The following is a 23,108-nucleotide window of genomic DNA, read 5'->3' as shown; positions in this document are numbered from 1 at the left end:
GGAGAACCAGATGATCTCGCCGCAAAAAGTACCTGTTTCCATCCTCACCGGCTTCCTCGGCTCCGGGAAGACGACCCTGCTCAACCGGATCCTGACCGAGGAGCACGGAAAGCGCATCGCCGTGATCGAGAACGAGTACGGGGAGGTCGGCATCGATCAGGCGCTCGTCATCGACGCAGACGAAGAAATCTTCGAGATGTCGAACGGCTGCATCTGCTGCACGGTGCGCGGAGATCTCATCCGCGTACTCAGCAATCTCATGAAGCGCCGCGACAAGTTCGACTATGTGCTGGTGGAGACCACGGGGCTCGCCGATCCCGGTCCGGTGGCCCAGACCTTTTTCATGGACGACGAAATCCGCGACGAGTACGCCCTTGACGGGATCGTCACGCTCGTCGATGCCGCCCACATCGAGCAACAGCTCGGTCGAAGCGACGAAAGCACCGAGCAAATCGCCTTCGCGGACGTCCTGGTGCTCAACAAGACGGACCTCGTCGACGACGAGGTACTCGACCGGCTCGAAACCCGTCTCCGGGAAATGAACCGAATGGCCAAAGTCGTGCGCAGCGAGCGGGCGGAGGTTCCCGTCGACACGGTACTCAACCTCGAAGCCTTCGACCTGGACGATGTACTCGAGCGTCGTCCCACTTTCCTCGAGCCCGAATACCCGTTCGAATGGTCCGGCGTCTATTCGCTCGATACCGGCCGGTACGAACTCAGCCTGGCCGATGGACCCGATCCGGCCATGTCGCTCGTCGTCGTGCCGGACCAGGGCACGGATGACGCCGCCCTCCGCGAAGGCGCGGAGTGGTGTGTGCGAAGGTACGCCGAACCTGCGGAGGACATTGACCCGGGCGAAGAAATACCGATTGGTAAGCATGTGAACCTCCAGCTCGATTCAACGGGGCGCAAGTCGTTCATCCTGGAGGTTGATAAGCCGGCGCGGGTCGGCCTCTACGCCCAGCACACCGCGGAAGAGTTCGATCTCCAACTGAGGAACACCGACGGAGTGACCATCGCGCAGGAGGTCGAGCGCACCTGGGTCGCGCAGCATGAGCACGACGACGAAGTAGGTTCGATCGCCATCGAGCGGGAGGGCGACGTCGATCCCGACAGGCTCAACAAGTGGCTTAGTACACTGCTCATGGAACGCGGGGTGGACATCTTCCGAATGAAGGGCTTCATCAGCCTCGCGGGCGAGTCCCGTCGCTTCGTTTTCCAGGGAGTTCACATGCTCTTTGACGGCCAGCCGGATCGAGAATGGGGGGATGATCCCCACCACAATCAACTCGTCTTTATCGGCCGCAACCTCGATGAGCAGGACATGCGACAGGGGTTCAATGCATGTCTGGTTTGAACGACGGTAACCCGGGCGGCGTAATTCGCCGAGGTTGGTCTGCGTCGGTCGGTGATTACCCCATCGCCGGGGGTTGGATACTGCGCGGTGAGGCGCTGGTGGTCGGCGACACCGCAGGTAGCGTCTACGCCTTCGACGGCAAGTCCGGCGCGACCGCGTGGGCAAGCCACGAGGTCCATGAGGGCGGTGTGCTCGCGGTGGCGATCCACCCGGGCGGAACCGCGTTCGCTACGGCCGGGCAGGACGGTCGAGTCATAATCTGGTCTGCCACCGATAGTCAGGTAAGCCGGGCTATCGACGTCGGTAACAGTTGGGTGGAAAACGTGGCGTGGTCGCCGGACGGCCAGTGGCTGGCGGTTTCCTGCTCAAGGCAGGTTTACGTATATACCGTGGAAGGCACGGAGGTCTGGCGATCGGACGCTCATCCCAGCACCGTCAGCGCGATCGCGTGGTCCAGCGCGGAGGAACTGGCGACGGCCTGTTACGGTCGGGTGACGTTCTTTGACGCGACCACCGGCGAGCCTAAACAGAAGCTGGAGTGGCAGGGATCCCTGGTGTCGATGGTATTGAGCCCGGACGGGGGCATCGTGGTCTGCGGCAGCCAGGACAACTCGGTGCACTTCTGGCGTCGCGACACGGGAAAGGACTCCATGATGTCCGGATATCCGGGCAAGCCTTCGGCCCTTGCCTTCGATGACACCGGCACCCTTTTGGCCACTGGCGGAGGGGAGGCGGTGACGGTCTGGAGCTTCCAGGGAAGGGGTCCGGAAGGCACGCGGCCCGGTGTATTGGACTACCATGCTCAGTTCATTACGTCACTTTCCTTCGCTCCCGGCGCGATGCACCTGGCCTCGGGAGGCCGCGACGGGGCCGTGGCTGCGTGGTCGCTTCAGCGAAACGGAGAAGGCGATCTGATCGGGTCGGGGGTTGTGGAGGATGTCGTCGCCGGATTGTACTGGCGGCCGGATGGGGGTGCCCTCGCCGCGCTCGATGGGCAGGGCGGCGTGACGGTCTGGCGAGTGAAAAACTGGTGAAGTACAAACGCTGGCTCTATCTCGGCCACCGCTGGCTTGGGATCTGCATGTGCCTGCTCGTGGCCATGTGGTTCTTCTCCGGCGTGGTGATGATGTATGTAGGTTTTCCGCAATTGACACGGGCGGAACGTCTCGCAGCGCTGCCGGTACTTGAACCGGATAAACTGTGGACCGGACCTGCTGAACTGTTGCAGTGCCTTGATCCGGCGCAGACCATCGAGGAACTGCGACTTACCACCGTACTTGGACGGCCCGCCTGGCTCCTGCGTACCGGCGATGGCAACCACCATGGTCTGTTTGCCGACAACGGCGGTGTGATCGGCGAGATAGACGATGAAGACGCCGTTCACGCAAGCCGCGTTTATGCCCACTCAACCGGCCTCTCATCGACACAACCGGTGCACCAGGCACTCCTGCTCGTGGACCAGTGGTCCGTGTCCAGCAGCCTTCATCCTCATCGGCCGCTTCACTCGGTGGCATTGAACGATCCGGCCGGTACTGAACTGTATGTCTCTTCGGTGACCGGGGAAGTGGTACGCGATACTAATGCGCTGGAGCGCGGCTGGAACTGGCTGGGGGCGAACCTGCACTGGATCTACCCGGTGCAGCTTCGCCAGCATGTCTCTGTCTGGCACTGGGTGGTCGTGGTGCTCTCACTCGCCGGCCTGGTATCCATGGTCACCGGTGCGGTGATCGGCTTTCTGCGATTGAGGTTTCGCAGGCGTTACCGCGGCAAAGATGTGACTCCCTACCGGGGCACGCTGAAACTACACCATGTGCTGGGGTTGATTTTCCTGATACCGCTGACGACCTTCCTGCTCAGCGGCCTTCTGTCGATGAACCCCTTGGGGGTGTTTGACGATGACATCCCTTTTGGCGATCGACTCGCCGCCTACAGAGACACGCCCACCGTCGGCGCCACCGTTGGCCGCGACATCCTGACGGGGTCTGTCTACGCCTCACTCGGTCACAGCCTGGAAAAGCCACCCGGCCGAGGCCTGAATATCCCGACAGACACGCGCGAACTGGTGTGGGAATGGCTGGGTGGTTCACCCTATGCCTATGCCGTCACCGGCGATGGTCAACGTCATTGGCTGACTCCATCGGAGCAGGGCAGTCTCGAGAAATCCGTCCTCGCACAAATAAAGCGGGTCATGGCAGGCCACCGGACCGTCTCCATCGAACGGCTTACAGATTACGATCACTACTATTACTCCCATCACCAGCGCTGGCGTCCACTGCCCGTGTTACGGGTGCGCTTCGATGATGCCAACGCAACCTGGTTCCATGTCGATCTCACCACCGGTGAACTGATTAATCAACTCACCGAAACAGGACGCGCGAAACGCTGGCTTTACAACGGCCTGCACAGCCTGGATTTCCGCTTTCTCAACGACAATCGCCCCGTTTGGGATGCGGTGGTGATCGTGCTGTGCAGCGCCGGTTTCCTGTTCTCTTCAACCGCAGTCATCGTGTCCTGGCGACGTGTGCTTCGCATCCGTAAACGTTATCGCGGGAATAAAGCATGAACGCTCAGACCCAACGCATCCGCGAATCACTCCGCAGACACGACGCATTGGCTACGGGCCGAGGTCGCGTTCTTGGCCAGGTCGTGTGCTGCGTAGGCTGTTGCTGCGGTCAGACAGACAAGGGGTTCCCGCCGTTTCCCCGCGACTGGCTCAAGCAGCAGTGGAAAGAAGAAAAACTGAACAGGTCGTTGCAATTGACGATCTCCGGATGCCTTGGTCCGTGCGATCTGGCCAATGTCTTCTGCGTCATCTCGCCTGAGGGGATGCAGTGGTTTGGCGGCCTCCAGGAACAAAGGCATTACGACTTGCTCCTGGCATGGGCCAAAGCCTCCCGGGATGCGGGTGTGTTGCTCGAATTGCCTGCCGAAATGAACCTCCACCGGTTTGAACGGTTCGCCATTTCCCAATACCATGAGAATGGAGTTGACCCGGTTTAGTGGACTTGTATAACTTCCTGTGTCTATAGGAATGCCACTTTTGCGGATGCCATGGTACTTTACGGCGGCCTTCCACGGCAGATTTTCGACCCCGTTCGCTCCGGCCACAAGCACGTAAATCACTGAATTCGCAGTGCAAGCATCGCTCGTTTGCCATCGAGTGGGAATGAACCCTTGATCCTCCAGGATTACCTCGCTGCCCTGCCCATGGGCGACCTTAAATCCATGGCCGTCACCCTCGGCGTGCAGCCCGGCATGATCTCCCGCGCCCGGCTGATCCGCGAAATCATGGACCAGATCTTCCAGCCGGGGTACATCGATCAGTGCGTGGACGATCTGAGCGAAGAGGCCCGGGAGATCCTGCTGGCCGTGCTTTCCGCCGGAGAGGCGGGACAGGTCTACGACACGAGGAAACCCTCCAACGACGGGTTGATCGAACAACTCCACGGACTGCTGAACCGGGGGCTCGTAATCGGCCGGCGGCCAGCGTACCGCACGGTCGACTTCACCGTTCCGGAAGACCTCCGCGACATGCTGATCCGCAATTTCACGGACCGGCTGGCGGGGTTTTTCTCGACGGAAGCAGGGAAATCGGAAGACGACGAAAGCCGGGATCTCACCGCGGTCCGAAACGTCTTCGCCCTCGTAAACGGGCTTCGGCACAACCCGGCGCGGCTCACGGACCGAGGCCTGCCGTACAAACGGGCGCTCGATGCCATGGTGGAACGGCAGGAAGCCGCGATGAACGGGCTGCCGGATTCAGCGGAGGAGATCACCGGGCAGATGCGCTTCGTCATGGACTATGCGCAGTGGCGCGGACTGACGCGCATAGAGGACGGCCGCCTTCGCGCCGACCGCGAATTCGAATCCTGGCTTGAGCTGCCCACCACCGATAAACTGGCGAACCTGTTGTCCTTCTGGCACGCACGGGACCGGGCGCGTTCCCCCGCGATATCCGCACTACCGGGTATCCTTCAACTGTGTGTGGGGTTCGCCCAGGTGGACCTGGACCAGGTACTACGCTGCGTGCTGACCTGTTCATCTCCCCACGTGCGGACGGATGCCTTCAGTGACGAGGAAAGAGCGGAGATTCTCGCGGCTCTGCGCGAGCTCGAATGGATCGGTCTCCTGCGTCAGTATGACGGCAAGAACGGGGCCGGAGGCGGCCTTATGATCACGCCGGCGGGACGGCACGTGTTCGGCGGGGAGGACTGGCCAGACGAGCAGGCCTGGAGCACGCGGTTCGTCGTCCAGCCCACCTTCGAGATCATCGCGCCCCGGGACCTGGACTTGAACATCCGTGAAAAACTCGAACGTTTCGCCGACCTCGAGACGGTCGATCTCACCCTGACCTACCGGGTTACCCGCGATACCATCTACCGGGCCGCCAACACGGACATGTCCGGCGCGGACGTCAACGGTTTCCTTGCGGACCATTCCGAGAAGGACGTGCCGCAGAACGTTGCGTACTCGATCCAGTCGTGGGGTGATGCGTACGGCCAGGTGTATTTCATGGAGACTTTCCTCCTCCGGACCGCCAGCGCCGAGATCGCCAGCCATATCAAGGCCCACGGGGAGCTCGCGCCATATATCAAGGGCGAGGTGGCGCCCGACGCGCTCATCGTGGAGCGCAAGACGTACCGGGAGCTGATGGACCTGCTGCAGAAACAGGGCTACATGCCGAGGTCGGGGATCGTCGGACCCGCAGGGACCGATTCGGGTCCCAACGCCGAAGATGCGGTAAAGCGTGCCCGGTCCGGCAACGGGAACGGACCGAGGACAGACCTGAAAGAACCGCGGGAGCAGAACGGTCAACCCGGCCGAAGCGTTCATCCCGGCCGAAGTGTTCATTCCGACCGAAACGATCCACCCACGGACGGTACGGAGCGTACACCCCCTGAATCCGAACGGAAACCAGTCCTCGGATTCGGGGACTGCCTGCCCGGATTTAAACTGCACCGGGGATCGGGCGGGGCCGACCGGAACGCCTCGCACATCGAGCAGGCCGCCAACCTGCAGTACCTGTCTCCCGGGCAGACCGAAGAACTCCTGGAAATGGCGGTGAAAAACAACCACCGGGCCGTCATCGAATACTACCTGGGCAACCGAAGCCGCAGCTTCCTGCACCGGATCAAACCCATCCGCATCGAACGGACCCGGGGCACGCCCTTCATCGAGGCGCACCGCATACCCGAGGGCGACGTGCACGCATTCAAGATCGCGAACATCCGGGCGATCCGGATCGTATACGAGCACGAGGAACAGGCAGGCGGCAGCTGATTAATACGGCGAATCGAAGGTGAGAAGACTGGCGTAGTCCGCCCAACGGAGGTGGAAATGCATACCACACTCATCGACGTACACACGCTGAACCGGCATCACCAGGACCCGGACTGGCGCGTGATCGATGCCCGGTTCTCCCTGGCCGACGCTGGCCAGGGCGCCCGTGAGTACGGCGAGGGCCATGTGCCCGGAGCCGTATACGCTCACCTGGATGACGACCTCTCCGGTCCCATCGTGCGTGGAGTGACCGGCCGGCATCCCTTGCCTTCGGTGGAGCGCGCCACCGAGATTTTCTCGCAGTTCGGGATCGACGAAAGCATGCAGGTCGCGGTCTACGACGGTGCGGGTGGTTCGGTGGCCGCCAGGGTGTGGTGGATGCTCCGCTGGCTGGGCCACGACGCCGTCGCCGTGTTGGACGGGGGCTGGCCGGCGTGGACCGGGGCGGGACTACCGGTGACGCGAGATGTTCCGGGAGTTGGGCCGCGCACCTTCGTGCCCAACGTTAGGGCACACCTGGTCACCGACGTGGAAGGCGTCGACCGTCATCGGAAGGACGAGACCTGGGCCGTCCTGGACGCCCGCACGCCGGAGCGTTTCAGGGGCGAACAGGAACCCATTGATCCCGTGGCCGGCCATATCCCGGGCGCCACATGCGCGACATTCGATGCTAACCTGGGGGAAGATGGATGCTTTCGGTCGCCGGAGGAACTGAGACGGAGATTTGAAGGGCTATTCGGCGGCGTGCCGGTCGACCACGCCATAAACTACTGCGGATCGGGCGTATCGGCCTGCCACAACCTGCTCGCCATCGCCCACGCGGGCCTGGGGGACGCCGTGCTTTACCCCGGTTCCTGGAGCGAATGGATTACCGACGAGGACCGGCCGATCGGGGCGGGGGAGGGGTGATCGCGAAATTTGTTTTTTCGTGCTGGCAGTGAGTTAATACAAAACGACTGCACTAGAGACTTGAAAAACGGAAACTTCATTATATTGTACCGTGTTTTAAAAGTTCCCCTCTTAGTTCTTTTCCTAATATCTCTAAGTGTCTCGAAGAAGTCGGAGTCTCACCAACAACGAGTGCGTCAAGGATATTAGTGAATGCGTCGCTCTTACGTTTGAGGATCTGTTCAAGTGCTTCCTCTAAGGTACCTTCGCACCGAAACCTATGAATGTGAACTATTCGTTCCTGCCCTAACCGTACGACTCTATCCCGGGCTTGCGAGTTTGCGGATGGATTCCACCACTCGTTTATGAACAACACATGATTGGCTTCTGTTAAAGTCAGACCCTCCCCTCCAACTCGACTAGAACACAGTAAGGCAACAATATCGCTGTCGTTTCGAAACTGTCGAAGAACACGTTCCCTGTCTCCTGCTGTGAGCTTCCCGGTAAGAACGACTGCCTGTAATTTAGATTTCATTCGTTTAATTCGAGACTCAAGTATCTCCAATGGTTGTAACAAATAAGAAAAAACTACTGCCTTTTCGTCGGCTTCTCGCACGGAATGCAGGATTTCAACTATTCTATCTAGTTTAGAACTAGAACCGGTTCGAGGATCAACATCACAAATCGAGCGCAAAACAGTGAATCTTTTTAGAACTTCACTTACATCCAAAGACAGTGGTTTTGACATCACAGACGTGTATTTTTGTTTTTGCGTGGGAGTTAGTTCCAACATTTCCTTGGTATCAATCACTCGTGGTAATTCACTAAGGACATCCCTCTTCATCCTGCGAAGGATGTAGGGTCGCGCCTGAGCTCTAAGGTCAGTATGACCAAAATTGGCAGTCTGAGCCGAAAATCTCGTTGGTTCCAACAGAGAAAGTAGAGTCGCTAAATCAACCTCGTGTCGCTCAATAGGGGTTCCCGTTAATGCCCACATGCGGTCTATTACCATTAACCGAAATGATTTAACAAGTTTCGCTTGTGACCGTCTTAGCCTGTGGGCTTCATCCGCGATCACCAGGTCCAGTTTCGTTGATAACAATGGGGTAGGTAATGTGCGTAACTGCTCATAGCTTGTTACTATCACATGTGATCTTCCAAGTATAGCAGACCAGACTTTGTCTGATTGGTCTTTACGTGGCATTACACGTAAGACTGTTAGCCCGGGTACCCATCTTCCACATTCTACTTCCCAATTAGCAAGTAGTGATTTAGGACATGTAACGAGGGCGCTTTGTATATTACCTTGGGTGATTAAATGCTCTGCTGCAACAAGCGCTTGAGCAGTCTTACCTAGCCCCATATCATCGGCAAGAATCCCAACTCGGTGATTTAATAACCAATTAACACCAGTTTCCTGAAACGGCCTAAGTTTTGAATGAGAAATTCGGTCGTACAAGAGTGGGGCGATTAATTCCTGAACGGTTGGACGTAACGCCAAAGCTTGCTTTGCACTACTCAGCCTAGTTGGTTGCCGAGTGTGGGGTTTCGTTACGCTTATCCTAACGACTTTTCCTTGTTTTACACCCCTAGCACGATTCGCGTCTAAAGTAAGCAATATGCTCGCGGCGCGACTCAATTTTCCTGGCTCTGAGACCGAACGTTCGTGTTGGAGCGATTCTTGGTTCGATTCTAACGAAACTTCTAATGTACTCCGACTACCATCGTTTAAATGATTAACGATTAGACTGTGATCTTCCCATCTGAATAACTCCGTACTAGTTTCCATGCTTCCTCACACATGCTTCCACTGCAATTAGGTGATCTATGACAGAATCCGTACATCATTCTGCTACTAATTGACACTGTTGCTGAATTTGCTCCCACAACGCCTCTGTATTATCAGTCTCAGGTAGAGGCCCCAATCTTGCATTCCATTGTTCTTTAACTTGATTCTCTTCTTGTTCGGTTAGCTGTGAGATTCCCGTAATCCAGCGAAGTAGTAGAATCGCAGTATCTATCGCATTCTTTCGATCTTCGCTCCTCATGGACCATTTTTTTGTATCAGATGCGTATACCAGTAACAGTCCACGCCAAGGTACGTTGTGTAGCCTCCAGTCCACTTTTTCCAGTGGATTTAGCGCGGATTTCGCTTTCTCAATAGTAAGTACATCGGGAGATGGTTGTCGATCGAGCAAAGCTCTCGCAACTTTAATCAGAACTTCCTGGCCATTTGGCCAGAAAAGTGCGTTATCCGCAATCTCGTCACCCGATCCATCTGCTTGGTGGTTTCTGGCATCAATCGGATGTAATGTTCGAAGATCAGATATGGTGTCGATGATTGCGTCCCAATAAAGTACTAGTTCATAATACAGCTCATCTAAGTATTCTTCCTCAGGCTTAAACCGTTTAAACTCTTTTACTTTTTCTACCCTTTCTGATTCAGGGCCAGGACCCCAACCGGTATTGTACCTTATCTGGGTTGTAAGTAACAATTCATTTAGGAAGTAAAGCTGTTGTAGACTTGTGAAGTAAGGGGTGCCTTCACTGAGTGGACGCCCTTTAGTCTTTATACGAATTGATTCTTGATGCCTTCCTTTAGATTTAAAGAAGTTATGTGTGGAAATTAGGCGTCGTGTGAGTATTGCGAATAGATCGTCTTCATCCATGATGATATTGGTATCATTATCGGTAGGTTTTGCATATCTATTCAGGCTTGAAAACAGACGACGGTAAGACTCAAGCCAATCAGCTTCATCGGCTGAGTCTGGACGAATCACCATCAATACCGAGATTTCTTCATTTTCAAACTCATCCGGAGGTTCGACCCATCCCGTTTCGTCTTCATCTGGTTGCAACAGTGTTTTTATTGCCTTTAATCTATGTTGTCCATCCAAAGCGTAGTAATCCTGAGTTCCAGAGAACCGCAACACTCCGAAAGACTGTTCAATGCTCTCCTCGTCCGCGAAAACCTGAAATCGTGGATCCTCAGCTATGCTCACTGGATAGAACATGGGGGATCCTCCAACAGCTGCGACTACAAGTGATGAGAAAAACCGGTCAGTTTGACCTCTTAAATACGTGACGATTTCCTTTTTCACTCTACTTTCCGTTATCGTGCGTTGAATTGCTTCATCGAGTGTGTAGTCATTGTGTACTTGCGACCCAAACTTGACCTCGGTAGCTACTTCTCTCATTCGCATTTTTACGATGTAGTAGTTCCAACTTCCCATACGCGCTTTGAGTGCAGGATAAAGTTGCATCTGAGTCTATACTCCTTTATGCCGAAATCGGGTTTTTAATAGATCCTGAAATCGTTCCCGAAACCTGATTGACTGGTGGACCGAAACACCTGATCAACAACGTCTCCACGGTCTTTACTTTTTCTTTACTCAAGGGTACGAACCAAAACATCAGTTGCACTTTTCCATAACAATATTTAGCGAGCTTTAGTGTTGGTGCTGGCGATTGACAGTGTTGAAGGAATCGTTTTTTAATGCTAATCCCCGACTGACCGATATATATGGGAGTCGAAAGGCTACTAAAAAACGACGTTGAGTCTGTCAAGGTGGTAATAGGCGGACGCACACAAATCGCGTATACTCCAGCAGTTTCCGGTACCATGATATCTTCGATCGGAGTAAGTAGGACGGAAGTCCACGCTTCAGATTTAGGAATGACTTTATCCAGATCATTCCAGTGAGCTTGGTTAATTGACCATCCCTTTTCCATAACACCTGTCTTCTTGTTTACAGTCGCCGATAGTGAGAAACTATTTATGACACGCTAGACACACCTTGGACTTCCCATACAAATCATCAATGTCTATTGGCTCTGCGTCTGGTCGGAGCGGATTTACCTGGCGGACTTCACACATTCGTTCAAGTCGCCTTTGGTGGTCTTCTTTGATCTGCGCGATACGCTCTGGTCTTGACAGATCATCTAACGACTCGCCCTGACTCCATGTAAACGGTGAACCGTGGTCCATCGCCGTCTTTTCATAGCGCTTTGCTTCCTCAAAGTACTCAGGATGGCGTTCCATGAGTCGTACCCACTCAATCTTCTGCTGGAAGAAACAGAATGTACACCCACTGCGTGTCCTCCACTCATAGTATGTGGGTAGTCCAAGCCCTACGCCATCAAGTATCTCCAATACACCTGACTTATCTATACCGGCATCTTTGAATGGTAATTGTACGATCAGGTTATCGTGTTTGGATGAGTATCCGTCCCGGTATTGTTCGTCCGATCGTATGGCAACATAACTGTAAATCGTCGTGCCGGCGTCTAGCGATGGTTTTATCCACTGCTCAAAAGGACGTAACTTTAACTGGCGGGTACACCAGCGGGTCTGAGGAGACGGGAGGAAATCGTTATATTGCTTGAGCCAAAAGTCGAAGTCACGATCTGGATTTAAACGAACGATAGGCTTGCCCAGGAACCCCTCAAGTTTAACCAGGAATTCATAAACCTCGGGAAGTTCCTTGCCTGTATCGGTGAAGAAGTACTCGATATCGAGATCCGGAAGGTTCTGCCTCATAAAAACGGCTAGTGCAGCGCTATCCCGACCACCAGAAAGACCGAGTACGTGCCGATTTTCGTATTCTGCCTTCACGACACTTCTTTCCTTTCGTTCGGTTGCATCGATTGTCTTGATTCAACACCGGGATCAAGCCGTTTTGATATCAAACTCGCAAGTGCGGCAAGAATAACATTCCTTCGTTTCTCTCCGCTTTCATCTAGAACGTGATCGATGCGATCGATTAGTTGCCCTACTTCGGACTCGTCCATATCAGAGACATCGAATTCATCATGAAGAGGCATCCCCCGGCGACTGATGTCAACGACCACTGCCATTGAATGTCTCTTGTCCCGACGGCCTTTAACCCGTGCAAAAGCCTCGGTATGGACGAACTGCTCCGCCAATTCGGCAAGTTGCAACGCAGCTTTGTCCACATCGGAATCAACCCAGTTGCGTGTCGGTTTATTGACAGCCATCCCGGCGAGATCCTCTATCTCAGCATTCTTGCCATGGAATCTCGCGAGTCGAATAATAAAGGCTTCCAAACGGTGATCTCCGCTGACTTCACGAATGTTTTCGGCACGATCGCGTAATTCGGAGAGCATGGACGCCGAGGTATTGGGAACGCGAAGTTCGCCAAGTAGTAAATCTCGAAGTCGATTCAGCATTGTGGGATACGCAACCTTCAGCTCCCGCAACCCCTCACCCACAAGAATCGCGGTCTGCCGTCCAGCGTGACCTTCACCTGAATCATCTCCATCATTCACGCTAGGAATGTCGTCGAAGATCAGCCTGTTCGGGTCATTAGCTAGCTTAAACAACTGTCTTATGCGTTTGGCGTTGGATGAGAGTTGCTGGGTTCGACCGACCCACGGAGGTAACTGATCATATATCGCTACCAGGCCACGAGCTACATCCAGGGGTTCAAGATGGGTCAGTGGGTTTTCTTCATCCAATTCGCGAACAACCTGAGCCAAATCGGCAAGAAGGGTGCGCGAAGTATCTGAGAGTTCCATCCATCGTAGCTGGATGTCTGCCGGATCCCTAACCAGAAAATCCACATCTAATTCGGAGATTCTGACCTGAAACAACCCATCACGATAGAATGCCAGGTTACGCTGATTCGTAATGTAGAAAGCGACGGAAAGCACCGGCAATAGTCCTTCCTTTATACCGAATGGAGGTCGTCGCCACACTTCATGAATCTCTTCCACGGTGACTCCTCGATGAGAGTTTGCCGTCAAAAAACCTAACGCAGCATTCCAAGCCGTCCACAACCGAGCCGGATCGTCACTCTCGTTACTAGGAGCCACAAATCGCCAACCAACATCCGTCTCATGGTACAAACCGGTAGCTGCCAACACCGAGGCAAAAAGCCCTCCTTCCGCAGGATACCCTTCAATACCTAGTCGGGCTTTACCTTCATTGGCTACCATGAGCCGAATCAAAGTATTTCTTGCGGCAACAGCGCTGCTGGATGATTTCGTCCGGCCAAGAAGCTCGTTAAATATACGAGGAGCACTGTTGTAACGACTGTCTGCTAGATTAGATGCGACCATGTTCAGTCTGGTGTACGGAAGCTCGACTGGGGCAGCGCCATTACGATACCACAGTGCATCTCTAAATGCTTGATCAAACGTATCAGACAAACGATTCTGCAATTCGTCAATATGCGCTTGAACTTCCATCCGTGCAACCCGGTCTCCCTGGAGTTCGGGCATCTGGTCCCGGACCCATTCCAATGCCACGAGTTCGCGCAACTGTGTAGGGATCTCACCACTGTGCTGGGAAAGACCTACGACGATGTCACAATCCCTTGATTGTTGAACGATCTCTTCACAGACCTTTTTTGCAAACTCTTCTGACTCTGATTGAGTTGAGACTGCCAGGATGAAACATCCGATAGCGCCGTTCCTGGGCTGGTACTCACTAGCCGCTCGGTCAGCTTCAGCCAAAGGCAAAACTGTCGTGTCGAACCAGCGCAAGGCACCAGTCTCGTGATAGTGGCGTTTCGCAATGATGGGTTGAAATACGAACTGTTTTCTGAATACTGACGCGTTCATCTCTCCAATGTTCTGTAAAGCTGCCTCTACAGCGGTATCGATTTCGAAATCACTTCCTTCGTATATGGAGAACGAGTCCGAGAACTTTCGATAGATGACAAATGACCATCTATCAAGATCCTCTAGTTTGTTCTCGATTTCAGCGGTATCATCTGGGTATACAAGCTTCAGCAGATCAAGACTTCCGCTCAATGCAGACCGGTCTTGGAACATACCGATTACTGCCAGTGTTTTAAGGATACGTAGATGCAAGTTGTCGCCACCTACTGCTTCGCATCGCTCGATAACCTCAGCAGCAAGGGCCCAACGATGTCCGTCAGGTGATGCCAAGATAGATGGTTCAAGATTTACCCGTAGGTAGTCCCAAAGCCTGTCGGGTCCGTAGACTGCTTGATGTTCAGCGATTCTCAGGAAATCCTGGAAACCGAACGGCTCGGCGGAATTGAGAAACGCAAATATGCTGCGTTGATTCTGACCAAATCGTCGGCGTGATATGGGACCTAACAGACAGGCGACAATAGGGTGCAGGGGCCAACATTTCTCAAGCGTCCGTTCGAAGTCAGGTACTGTATCTCGTTTTACAAGGGCTGCTGTATTTACTGCAGCAATTCTCGCAGTGTCGGGCCTGTGGTCACATACGATCGCACGACTGATCAGGTCTATTTGTTCATCCCGGTCAACGTTAACCGCAAGGTCTACGAATCGTCCCTGGATTTTCGACCACTCGTCGCGCGTTTCTCGGGTAAGACGGTGGGCATACTCCTCGAATGCTTGATGCAGGATCCCTACGACGATGAGCCGTCTGCCACTCCTGGAAGCCCGTTCTGCAAGTTCCTGAAACAGGAAAAGATCGGTATTGTCGTTCGCGGCGCCCTCAAGGAATTTCCCCATCTCATCGATGAAAACAAGCAGGCCACCGTAAATTTGTCGGTCACTGTTGGCAATCTCTTCAATTGTGTCGAGGACTGATCCATCGGTCCATTTCTTCGTCTTTGGACCGGTGCTCAGTTTACTTGACCTAATCGCTTCTCCGATGACCTGCGCCGGACGATCTCGGCGACCAACGACTGGCAAAACACGCCAGCCTCTGGTCCGAGGTTTTAACGTTCTACGAATATTCTCATATGTTCGCTCGCCAAGAATCTGATTCGTAAGATCCGAGTTACGCTGCTTTCTCTTTAGTGCAGCGGAAAGTGCAACCACAAGACTGGATTTTCCACTGCCGTAGGGTCCAGTCCATGTGAACGCACCTTGACCGTTGTCGTCGATGTGCTCTGCCATGGTTTCTAAGACTTCGGCATACGATCTAGGGCAGACGAATCCTTCTAACGCCGCTGGATCGCCAATATCCGTGTCAATGCGGATCGAACGTTGAAACCGGCGAGAGATATGTACATGATCGGCAAGTGCCATTAATCAGTTTCCTTTAAACTACGTTCCATAGTCTAACCTGATAAAATCCGTTTCGTCGATCTCATCGAATTCAAAATCGCGTACGATCTGCTTCAATCCGGCTGTTTCTGACCAGGTGTACCGACCTTGACTCGAGTCCTCAAGTGCATACAAACGTTCCACCAAGTCATTTTCGTCCAGTTGAAAAACCCGACCTGGACTGCCCGGTTCGTGGGCAAGCGCTTCAAACGAGAGCGTTCGCGCTGAAGGAGAGCGGCTTATCCAGAATTCGGTGACTGCAAATGTGAATACGCCGAGCCCAAGCGACGGTTTACGACCTCGAACGAACCTTAAACCATGGTGGTCTTCACGGGACTTGATTAATCCAAGTTCTGAAAGCGGCGATTCCAAACTGTCCTCGTGGCTAGCATTTCCCTTTGGCGTGTGGGCAACATAGGTACGTACAAAACACGCTACGTCGTTCTTGATCGTAGCCTGCGAAGCCCTGGACCATCCACGGTCATTGGCGAGCGTTGCAATGTTCCTTGCAATAATGTCGCGATGGAAATCTAGAGCAGGATAGTAGTTAAACGCCCAATACCAGGATGTCTTAGCCGGGTGACTGCATAGTTTCCAGTGAATCAACCATGATGTATTGAGGTTTTCCATATAGGGGTCTAATCCATCGGATTCATCGAACAGCACGTATCCGAGTGATGTAGTGACCTGACGACCCGATTTTTCTTCAATAACCCTAGCTGCAATCGCCCAGTGCCTCATTGAGGCCACCATGTTCTTACCGACTCCAAATCGGGCGATAGCGTCATCTGCTGAGAACACCGAAACATCATCTTCGGTGTCCTCGGCCATCTTGACGGCATCGTAGGCTTTCTTCAGCCAGCCGTACCGTAGCGGGAACGTTTCGTGCCCGGACAGTTGGGGTCTATAAGTGGTGTCGTAGAGAGGGCCTCTATTCATGCGCTATTCCCGAAAAACGGTGTTCTGGTTTGATCAAGGCCTTTCAGGACTACACTACCTGGATGGACCGAGTTCGTGGGGAAATCGTAGCAAATTGACAATACATATGTGTTGTAGTATATAGTATTATACACCGCTGATTTGCTCGGACAATCTAAATCCGAATAGGTGATTCATAAAGCTGTGTTTTGTCGTTGATTTTCTGACTCATTGTAGTAATCTGACATGCTAAACTCCGACACCATCTACGCAGACTATCAAGCTTCCTCGCCGGTTGATCCTCGGGTCCTCGCACGGATGTCCCCGTTTTGGGGCGATTCCTTCGGTAATCCACATTCTAGCGATCATGCCATTGGTTGGCGTGCCGATTCGGCGGTCGAAGCCGCAACGAGTGCTATTGCTTCAATTGTCGGATCCGACGGCGACGAAATCGTCTTTACCTCAGGTGCGACAGAAGCGAACAACCTTGCACTGTTGGGATTGGCACGCCACGCTGCAAATACGCGTCGTCGAATTCTTGTCAGTGCGATAGAGCACAAGTGCGTTTTAGGTGCCGCAAGAGAACTGTCCTCGAATGAGGGATTCGTCGTAGAGACCATTTCGGTCGACAATGATGGATACCTCGACCTCGCCGAACTGGAGGAACGTTTAGCAAATGATGTACTCCTGGTTTCTGTAATGGCGGTAAACAACGAAGTGGGGACGATCCAGGACATTCAGTCGATCTCCGATATAGTAAAGTCATATGGTGCTTTTTATCACTGCGATGCCGCACAAGCACCCTGTGGGATGAATCTTGAGCACTTAGCAACATACACCGACCTCATCAGCCTCTCTGGTCACAAGATGTACGGACCTCAAGGTATTGGGGCTCTCTTTATTCGTCGTGACATACATGACCGTATTGAACCCTTGTTTTATGGTGGAGGGCAACAAGATGGCCTTCGATCTGGAACAGTTCCATTACCTCTTTGCGTTGGCATGGCAGCGGCAGCGGAGTTGATCGTCGCCGAAGGAGGTGAAGAACGAAATCGAATTGCACGCCAACGAGATTTGTTCATCGCACTGCTGAAAGAATCTGGACTCACCATTGAAGTAAACGGCCCTTCGACCGACCACAGACATCCGGGCAATGCAAACATTCGATTTGATGGATACGACGCCCGTGATATCTTAGCTTCATTACAACCGAAACTTGCCGCATCCACTGGTGCTGCATGTTCTTCGGGCATTCCCGAACCGTCCCATGTACTTCGAGCTCTCGGCCTGACCGCTGAACAAAGCGAAGCCTCCATCCGCTTCAGTTTCGGACGTTTCACAACCGATGACGAAATAGAGAAGGCTACTGAAATGGTCGGAAATGCCCTTACGAATCTCGCGATTGACCACGCCTCCTGACGTCGCAGTAACCGAAATCTCTACTTTCCCACCGCATACCTGAACGTCACCCACAGGATCTTCACGCCTGCCCGGACCGCCCCGGACAACGTGCCCGTAATCTTCGAAACGCCGACCCTGCGCCGGTAGCTGACGGGCACGTCAAGAGTCCGATATCCCTTCTGCGCCGCCTTGATCTGCATCTCGACGGTCCAGCCGAAGTTCTGATCTGCCATTTCCAGTTCGAGCAGCCGGTCGTAGCGTATGGCCCGGAACGGGCCGAGGTCGGTGTACCGATGGCCGTAGAGCCACCGGATAATTCGCGGTACGAGGACGTTCCCGATGACGGCCTGGACCGGCATGGATCCCTGCGCACGGCGGCCCAGCATCCGCGATCCGATCACCATGTCGTATCCTTTGTCCAAGATCGGCCGCACCAGGTCCGCCATCTCTTCCGGGTAGTCACTGTAGTCGCCGTCCAGGAACACGATGACGTCCGGGGCGAACCGGGCGGCCGCGGCCATGCCGCGCAGGCAGGCCGCGCCATAGCCGCGCCGGGGCTCGCTCACGACGACGGCGCCACCCTCCGAAGCCACGGCTGCCGTCCGGTCCGTCGACCCGTTGTCCACCACGATCACGGCCGCGGCCATCCCCGCCGGGATATGGGCCAGGACCAGCCCGATCGAGTCCTCCTCGTTCAGGACCGGTATGATGACCACGATGGTCCGACCGTCCACCGGCATCGCCCTATCCGGCATCGCCATATCTGGCCCCTCAAAATCCCTTTCGATCCGTGTTTACAGTGGTTTCCAGCGGTCCGGGCCCGCCGTACATAATGTATAATTCGCTTGACAAGCCCCTACATATACTAATATATCCCCTTAATAGTCTCCTGAAACCCATTTTCAACCCGATCAGACTTTACCGTATTTCTAAACCGGCTGTATTCGCCATCAGGATCCGTTTCCGATGCGTCTCTCCCATCTTGAAATGATCGGTTTCAAGTCATTCTCCACCCGGCTGAAGGTGAAGTTCAGCGACGGCATCACGGCCGTGGTCGGTCCGAACGGCTGCGGCAAGTCCAATATCGTCGACGCCATTCGCTGGGCGCTGGGGGAGCACCGCGCGACTTCGCTGCGGGGCGACCGGATGGAAGACATCATCTTCAACGGCACGGCCGCCCGCAAACCCCTCGGCATGGCGGAGGTCTCGCTGACGATCGACAACAGCGAGCAGATGCTGCCCGTCGAATACAGCGAAGTCACGATCACGCGCCGCTATTTCCGCTCGGGTGCGAGCGAGTACCAGATCAACAAGGTGCCCTGTCGCCTCAAGGACATCACCAACCTCCTGCTGGACACGGGCATGGGCGCCCACGCCTACTCCATCATCGAGCAGGGCATGGTGGAGTCGGTGGTGAACGGCAGCCCCCTGGAACGGCGCCAGCTCATCGAGGAGGCCGCCGGCATCAACAAGTACAAGACGCGGAGGCGCCTGGCACAGCGGAAGCTGGAAGGCACCGAGCACGACCTGATCCGCATCGCCGACCTCCTGGACGAGGTCGAGCGCAGCGTGAGCACGCTGCGACGGCAGGTGCGCAAGTACGAGCGGTACGAGCGGCTGATGCAGCAGATGAAGGACGTGGAGATCGTGGTCGCCTGTCACGCGTTCCAGGACCTGCGGAGGCAGACCGAGCCCGTCCGCGAACGGATCCGGCAGTTTGCGGAGCGGAAGGAAGCCGTTCAGACGCGCATACGGATCGCCGAGGCGGAGGTCGAGAAGAGCAAGGCCGTCCAGATGGAAAAGGAGGAAAAACTCCAGCAGCGGCAGGACGCCGTCAACCAGATCGACGACCAGATCAGGGCGTTGGAAGAGGAACTCCTGGTGAGCAAGGAGCGCCGTACCGGCCTGGAGCAACGGGCCCGTTCCGCGTCGGGGGAAGCCGAACAGGCAGAGACCGAACTGGAAGACATCCGGTCCCAGCTCGCCCGGATCGGGGACGACCGCAAGACGCTGGAGACGGCGCTGGAACAGGCGCGCGCTACCTTTGCGGAGCGGGACGAGGCGTCCCGGACCTACGCCGGCCGGATCTCCGCGCAGAAAGAATCCACCCAGGCGCTGCGGGACCGCAGCATGGCGGCGATCCAGCAGCACTCGAGCGAGCTGGCGGCCATCAGTACCCTTGAAGCCCGCGAAGCGTCCCTTCGCGAAAGAATCGCCGAGGTGGAGACCGCCCGGAATAAACTCGCCGAGGAACTGGCATCGAAGAAGACAGCCGTCGAGACCGTGCAGAAGGAACTGCGGGACGTCCGTGGCGTGGTGGAAGAGAACGCGGCCCTGCACGCGAACCTGACGGAATCCGTCCAGGACGCGCAGCAGTGCATCGAGTCGGCCCGGGACGAGCTGTCCGGCCTCGAAACGACCATTGCGACGGCGGAAAAGGAATGGACGCTCCTCGATCGCATGCACCGGCAGTACGAAGGATACGGCCAAGGCGTCCGGACGCTGCTCACCAACGGCGCGGACGTCGATGGGCTCCGCGGCGTGCTGGCGGACGGGATCACCATCGACAAGGCCTACGAAACAGTAATCGCGGCCTACCTGGACGACATGCTGCAGTACGTGGTGGCCGGCCGCACAAAAGATGCCGAGGCGGGCCTGGCCTACCTCCGGGAGCAGGAGGCCGGCCGGGCTTCCTTCATCCTCCTGGATCGGATGAAGTCCCGCCCAGCGCCCGCGGACCTGCCCTTCGAGGACGACGGCATCATCGGCCGCGCGAGCACCATGGTCAAGTCCGACAAGGCGCTGGCTCCGGCGGTGACCCACCTGCTCTCCAGGGTCGTGCTCGTGAAGGACGTGGAAACGGCCCTTCGCCTTTCCCCCTTGTTCGACACCGACCAGGATTGGAAACTGCTGACGGTCGGCGGCGAGGTCGTGGACCCGGCCGGGGTACTGACCGGTGGTTCGTCCGGATCGTCCGAGGCAGGCGAGTCGGACCTCCTGCGCCGCGTGGAGCGGATCGCAGAGATCGAAGGGGAACTGGAGGAAGACCGGGCGCAACGGGATAAGGTCGCCGGCGAACTGGAAGGCCTGGAGACGGAACTGGCCGCGCTGGCGCAGCGGCAGGCCTCCGTCGAGCAGGTCCTTGGCGAGTCCCGGCGCAAGTTGATGGAAACGGAGTCCGGGGAACGGCAGTTGGATTTCGAGCGGTCCCGGATGACGGAACAGGACGAAGAACTCGCGCGTGAAGCGGATACTCTGGCCGCGGACGCGAAGGCTGCGGCCGGGGAGCGCGAGCAGCGCAAAAAAGCGATGGAGACTCTGGCCCGCGACCGGGTATCGGCCGAAGCTGAAGAACGGACCAACCAGCAGACCCTGGACGAGATGGAGGAGGAACGCCAGCACCTGGCCGAAGCGGCCAACGAAGCGCGGGTCGCCCTCGTGTCCATGGAAAGCCGGAGCAACGAGCTGAGCACCGCCGATGAATTCCTTACCCAGGAGAACGAGCGCCTGGCCAATCTCCTGACGCAGCGAAAGACCGAGGCGGTGGAGGCCGGCAGCCAGTCCACGGAACTGGAGAAGGCCCAGCAAAAGAACGAGAAGCAACTGGAGGCGCACTACGCGTCCAGACGGGAGCGCGCGGTGGACCGCGACGCCGTCCTCGAAGAGCACCAGAACCTGCAGGAAGCCGAACGCCAGCTGCAGCAGCACCTCGGCGAGAACCGGAACGCACTGACCCAGGTGCAGGAGCAGGTCCACCAGGCGGAACTGGAAGACGCCGAGTTGTACATGAAGAGCAACGAGATCCGGCGGCAACTGATGGACCGGCATGACACCGACCCCGAGGGCATGGACGAACTGCCGCGGATCGAGGAACTGGACGAATACTCACCCGACGCCGCCCAGACCCTGCGGGATAGCATCCAGCGCAAGGTGGACGATCTGGGTCCCATCAACATGGCGGCGGTGGAAGAGTACCGCGCGGGCAAGGAGCGGCTCGACTTCCTTCAGCAGCAGCAGAACGACCTCATCGAGGCCAAGGACAACCTGGAGAAGACCATCATCAAGATGAACAAGGCCGCCCGGTCCCGCTTCATGACCACCTTCGAAGAGGTCCGGACCAACTTCATGACCACCTTCCAGACGCTGTTCGAAGGCGGCGAGGCCGACCTCATGCTCGAAGAAGGGGACCCTCTCGAAGCGGGCATCGAGATCATGGCGCGGCCGGGAGGAAAGCGGCTGCAGAGCCTGGCCCTGCTGTCCGGCGGCGAGACGGCCCTCACGGCCATCGCCCTGCTCTTCGCCATCTACCTCGTGAAGCCCAGCCCCTTCTGCGTGTTCGACGAGGTGGACGCGCCGCTGGACGACGCCAACGTCCGGCGTTTCGCCAGCGCCTTGCGCCAGTTTACCAGCGACACGCAGTTCCTGGTGGTCACCCACAACAAGCGGACCATGGAAGCCGCCGATTACCTCTACGGCATTACCATGGAAGAACCCGGCCTGTCCAAGATGGTCTCCGTGCGCCTCGAGGATGCCGAATCGGAGGCGCTGGAACCCGCGGCCGCTCCGGGCGAGGAGGCCAACGGCGCCGGAACGGTCGGGGTATAGGTGAGACTTGATCGTCATCGGAGTAGCCGGCGGCATCGCCTCGGGTAAGTCCACGGCGGCCCGGGTTTTCGAGCGGCTCGGCGCCCGCGTTCTGGACGCCGACGCAATCGGCCACGACCTGCTGCGGACCGAGGGGATGCGCGACGATATCCGGTCGGCCTTCGGCGAGGATGTCCTGACCGCCGAGGGGGACGTGGACCGGCGGGCCCTCGGACGCCTGGTCTTCGGCGACGAGCAGGCCCGGCAGCGGCTGAACCGCCTGGTACGGCCCGCCATACGCGCTGAAATACGCCACCGGATCGCCGGGATCCGAAGCGAGGGCTACGACGGGGTCGTCGTGGTAGACGCGCCCCTGCTGGTCGACACCGGACCCACGGACCTGGCCGACCGGGTCATCCTGGTCACCGCGCCCGCCTCCACGCGGAAAGAACGGATCCTCCTTCGCGGCCTGACCGGACCCGAGGCCGAAGCGCGTATCGCCGCCCAGGAGCCCGACGCGAAACAGGCCCGGTGGGCGGATTTTATCCTGGAAAACGACGGTACGCGGGACGAACTGATTGAGAAGGCCGAAGCGCTCTGGAAGCGCCTCGTTTCCTGAAGCCGGGCGTCTGCCCGCACCGAGCCGTCGATCGGCCGGGGCCGC

16 protein-coding genes are annotated in these 23,108 nt (G+C 56.4%); 9 read left to right on the top strand and 7 right to left on the bottom strand.

The features are described from left to right. The first annotated feature begins 10 nt into the window (after nucleotides 1-10). The 6 genes from F4X08_04935 (at nucleotide 11) to F4X08_04910 (ending at nucleotide 7,546) form a co-directional block, all read left to right on the top strand. Complete coding sequence (locus tag F4X08_04935) at nucleotides 11-1,357, top strand: GTP-binding protein (GenBank protein MYD25138.1); 1,347 nt, start codon at nucleotides 11-13, stop codon at nucleotides 1,355-1,357. After that, nucleotides 1,345-2,391, top strand: a complete 1,047-nt coding sequence (locus F4X08_04930; GenBank protein ID MYD25137.1) for a PQQ-binding-like beta-propeller repeat protein — start codon at nucleotides 1,345-1,347, stop codon at nucleotides 2,389-2,391. The genes F4X08_04935 and F4X08_04930 overlap by 13 nt, the downstream gene beginning before the upstream one ends. Beyond that, a complete protein-coding gene (locus F4X08_04925; GenBank protein MYD25136.1) occupies nucleotides 2,388-3,920 on the top strand; it encodes a PepSY domain-containing protein in 1,533 nt (510 codons plus the stop codon). Before F4X08_04930 ends, F4X08_04925 begins: the two co-directional genes overlap by 4 nt. After that, a complete protein-coding gene (locus F4X08_04920; GenBank protein MYD25135.1) occupies nucleotides 3,917-4,357 on the top strand; it encodes a (2Fe-2S) ferredoxin domain-containing protein in 441 nt (146 codons plus the stop codon). Before F4X08_04925 ends, F4X08_04920 begins: the two co-directional genes overlap by 4 nt. A 174-nt stretch (nucleotides 4,358-4,531) precedes the next feature. After that, nucleotides 4,532-6,637, top strand: coding sequence for a hypothetical protein (locus F4X08_04915; protein ID MYD25134.1), 2,106 nt, complete (start codon nucleotides 4,532-4,534; stop codon nucleotides 6,635-6,637). Between the two features lie 57 nt (nucleotides 6,638-6,694). After that, the gene (locus F4X08_04910) at nucleotides 6,695-7,546 is read left to right on the top strand and encodes a sulfurtransferase (GenBank protein MYD25133.1); all 852 of its coding nucleotides are present in this window, start codon (nucleotides 6,695-6,697) and stop codon (nucleotides 7,544-7,546) included. Nucleotides 7,547-7,625: 79 nt separating this feature from the next. Here F4X08_04910 and F4X08_04905 read toward each other — a convergent pair whose 3' ends face one another. From F4X08_04905 to F4X08_04880, 6 genes are read right to left on the bottom strand one after another with little or no spacing between them, the layout of a single operon-like run. Next, nucleotides 7,626-9,314 (bottom strand): DEAD/DEAH box helicase, encoded by a 1,689-nt coding sequence (locus F4X08_04905; GenBank protein MYD25132.1) that lies wholly within the window; start codon nucleotides 9,312-9,314, stop codon nucleotides 7,626-7,628. A 55-nt stretch (nucleotides 9,315-9,369) separates the two neighbouring features. Continuing rightward, nucleotides 9,370-10,788, bottom strand: coding sequence for a DGQHR domain-containing protein (locus tag F4X08_04900; protein MYD25131.1), 1,419 nt, complete (start codon nucleotides 10,786-10,788; stop codon nucleotides 9,370-9,372). A 16-nt stretch (nucleotides 10,789-10,804) separates the two neighbouring features. Next, nucleotides 10,805-11,257 carry a hypothetical protein gene (locus F4X08_04895; GenBank protein MYD25130.1) on the bottom strand — a complete coding sequence of 151 codons (453 nt, stop codon included), beginning with the start codon at nucleotides 11,255-11,257 and terminating at the stop codon, nucleotides 10,805-10,807. A 40-nt stretch (nucleotides 11,258-11,297) separates the two neighbouring features. After that, the gene (locus tag F4X08_04890; protein MYD25129.1) at nucleotides 11,298-12,140 is read right to left on the bottom strand and encodes a phosphoadenosine phosphosulfate reductase family protein; all 843 of its coding nucleotides are present in this window, start codon (nucleotides 12,138-12,140) and stop codon (nucleotides 11,298-11,300) included. Further along, entirely contained in the window at nucleotides 12,137-15,523 is a 3,387-nt protein-coding gene (locus tag F4X08_04885) for an ATP-binding protein (protein ID MYD25128.1), read from the bottom strand. Before F4X08_04885 ends, F4X08_04890 begins: the two co-directional genes overlap by 4 nt. A gap of 18 nt (nucleotides 15,524-15,541) precedes the next feature. Continuing rightward, nucleotides 15,542-16,480 (bottom strand): DUF4007 family protein, encoded by a 939-nt coding sequence (locus tag F4X08_04880; protein MYD25127.1) that lies wholly within the window; start codon nucleotides 16,478-16,480, stop codon nucleotides 15,542-15,544. A gap of 225 nt (nucleotides 16,481-16,705) precedes the next feature. Here F4X08_04880 and F4X08_04875 point away from each other — a divergent pair, with 225 nt between their 5' ends. Next, complete coding sequence (locus F4X08_04875) at nucleotides 16,706-17,878, top strand: cysteine desulfurase (GenBank protein MYD25126.1); 1,173 nt, start codon at nucleotides 16,706-16,708, stop codon at nucleotides 17,876-17,878. Between the two features lie 20 nt (nucleotides 17,879-17,898). On the opposite strand, the gene F4X08_04870 is transcribed toward F4X08_04875, so the two are convergent. After that, complete coding sequence (locus F4X08_04870; GenBank protein ID MYD25125.1) at nucleotides 17,899-18,600, bottom strand: glycosyltransferase family 2 protein; 702 nt, start codon at nucleotides 18,598-18,600, stop codon at nucleotides 17,899-17,901. A 226-nt stretch (nucleotides 18,601-18,826) separates the two neighbouring features. Between F4X08_04870 and smc the strand changes: the two genes are divergently transcribed. Then, nucleotides 18,827-22,465, top strand: a complete 3,639-nt coding sequence (gene smc / locus F4X08_04865; GenBank protein MYD25124.1) for a chromosome segregation protein SMC — start codon at nucleotides 18,827-18,829, stop codon at nucleotides 22,463-22,465. A 7-nt stretch (nucleotides 22,466-22,472) separates the two neighbouring features. Then, nucleotides 22,473-23,063, top strand: coding sequence for a dephospho-CoA kinase (locus tag F4X08_04860; protein ID MYD25123.1), 591 nt, complete (start codon nucleotides 22,473-22,475; stop codon nucleotides 23,061-23,063). Nucleotides 23,064-23,108 lie beyond the last annotated feature (45 nt).

The organism is Gemmatimonadota bacterium, from assembly GCA_009841265.1.
Taxonomy (GTDB): Bacteria; JAAXHH01; JAAXHH01; order JAAXHH01; family JAAXHH01; genus JAAXHH01.
Note: the sequence above shows the minus strand (reverse complement) of the source record. Positions and strands in the feature narration are given on the sequence as shown.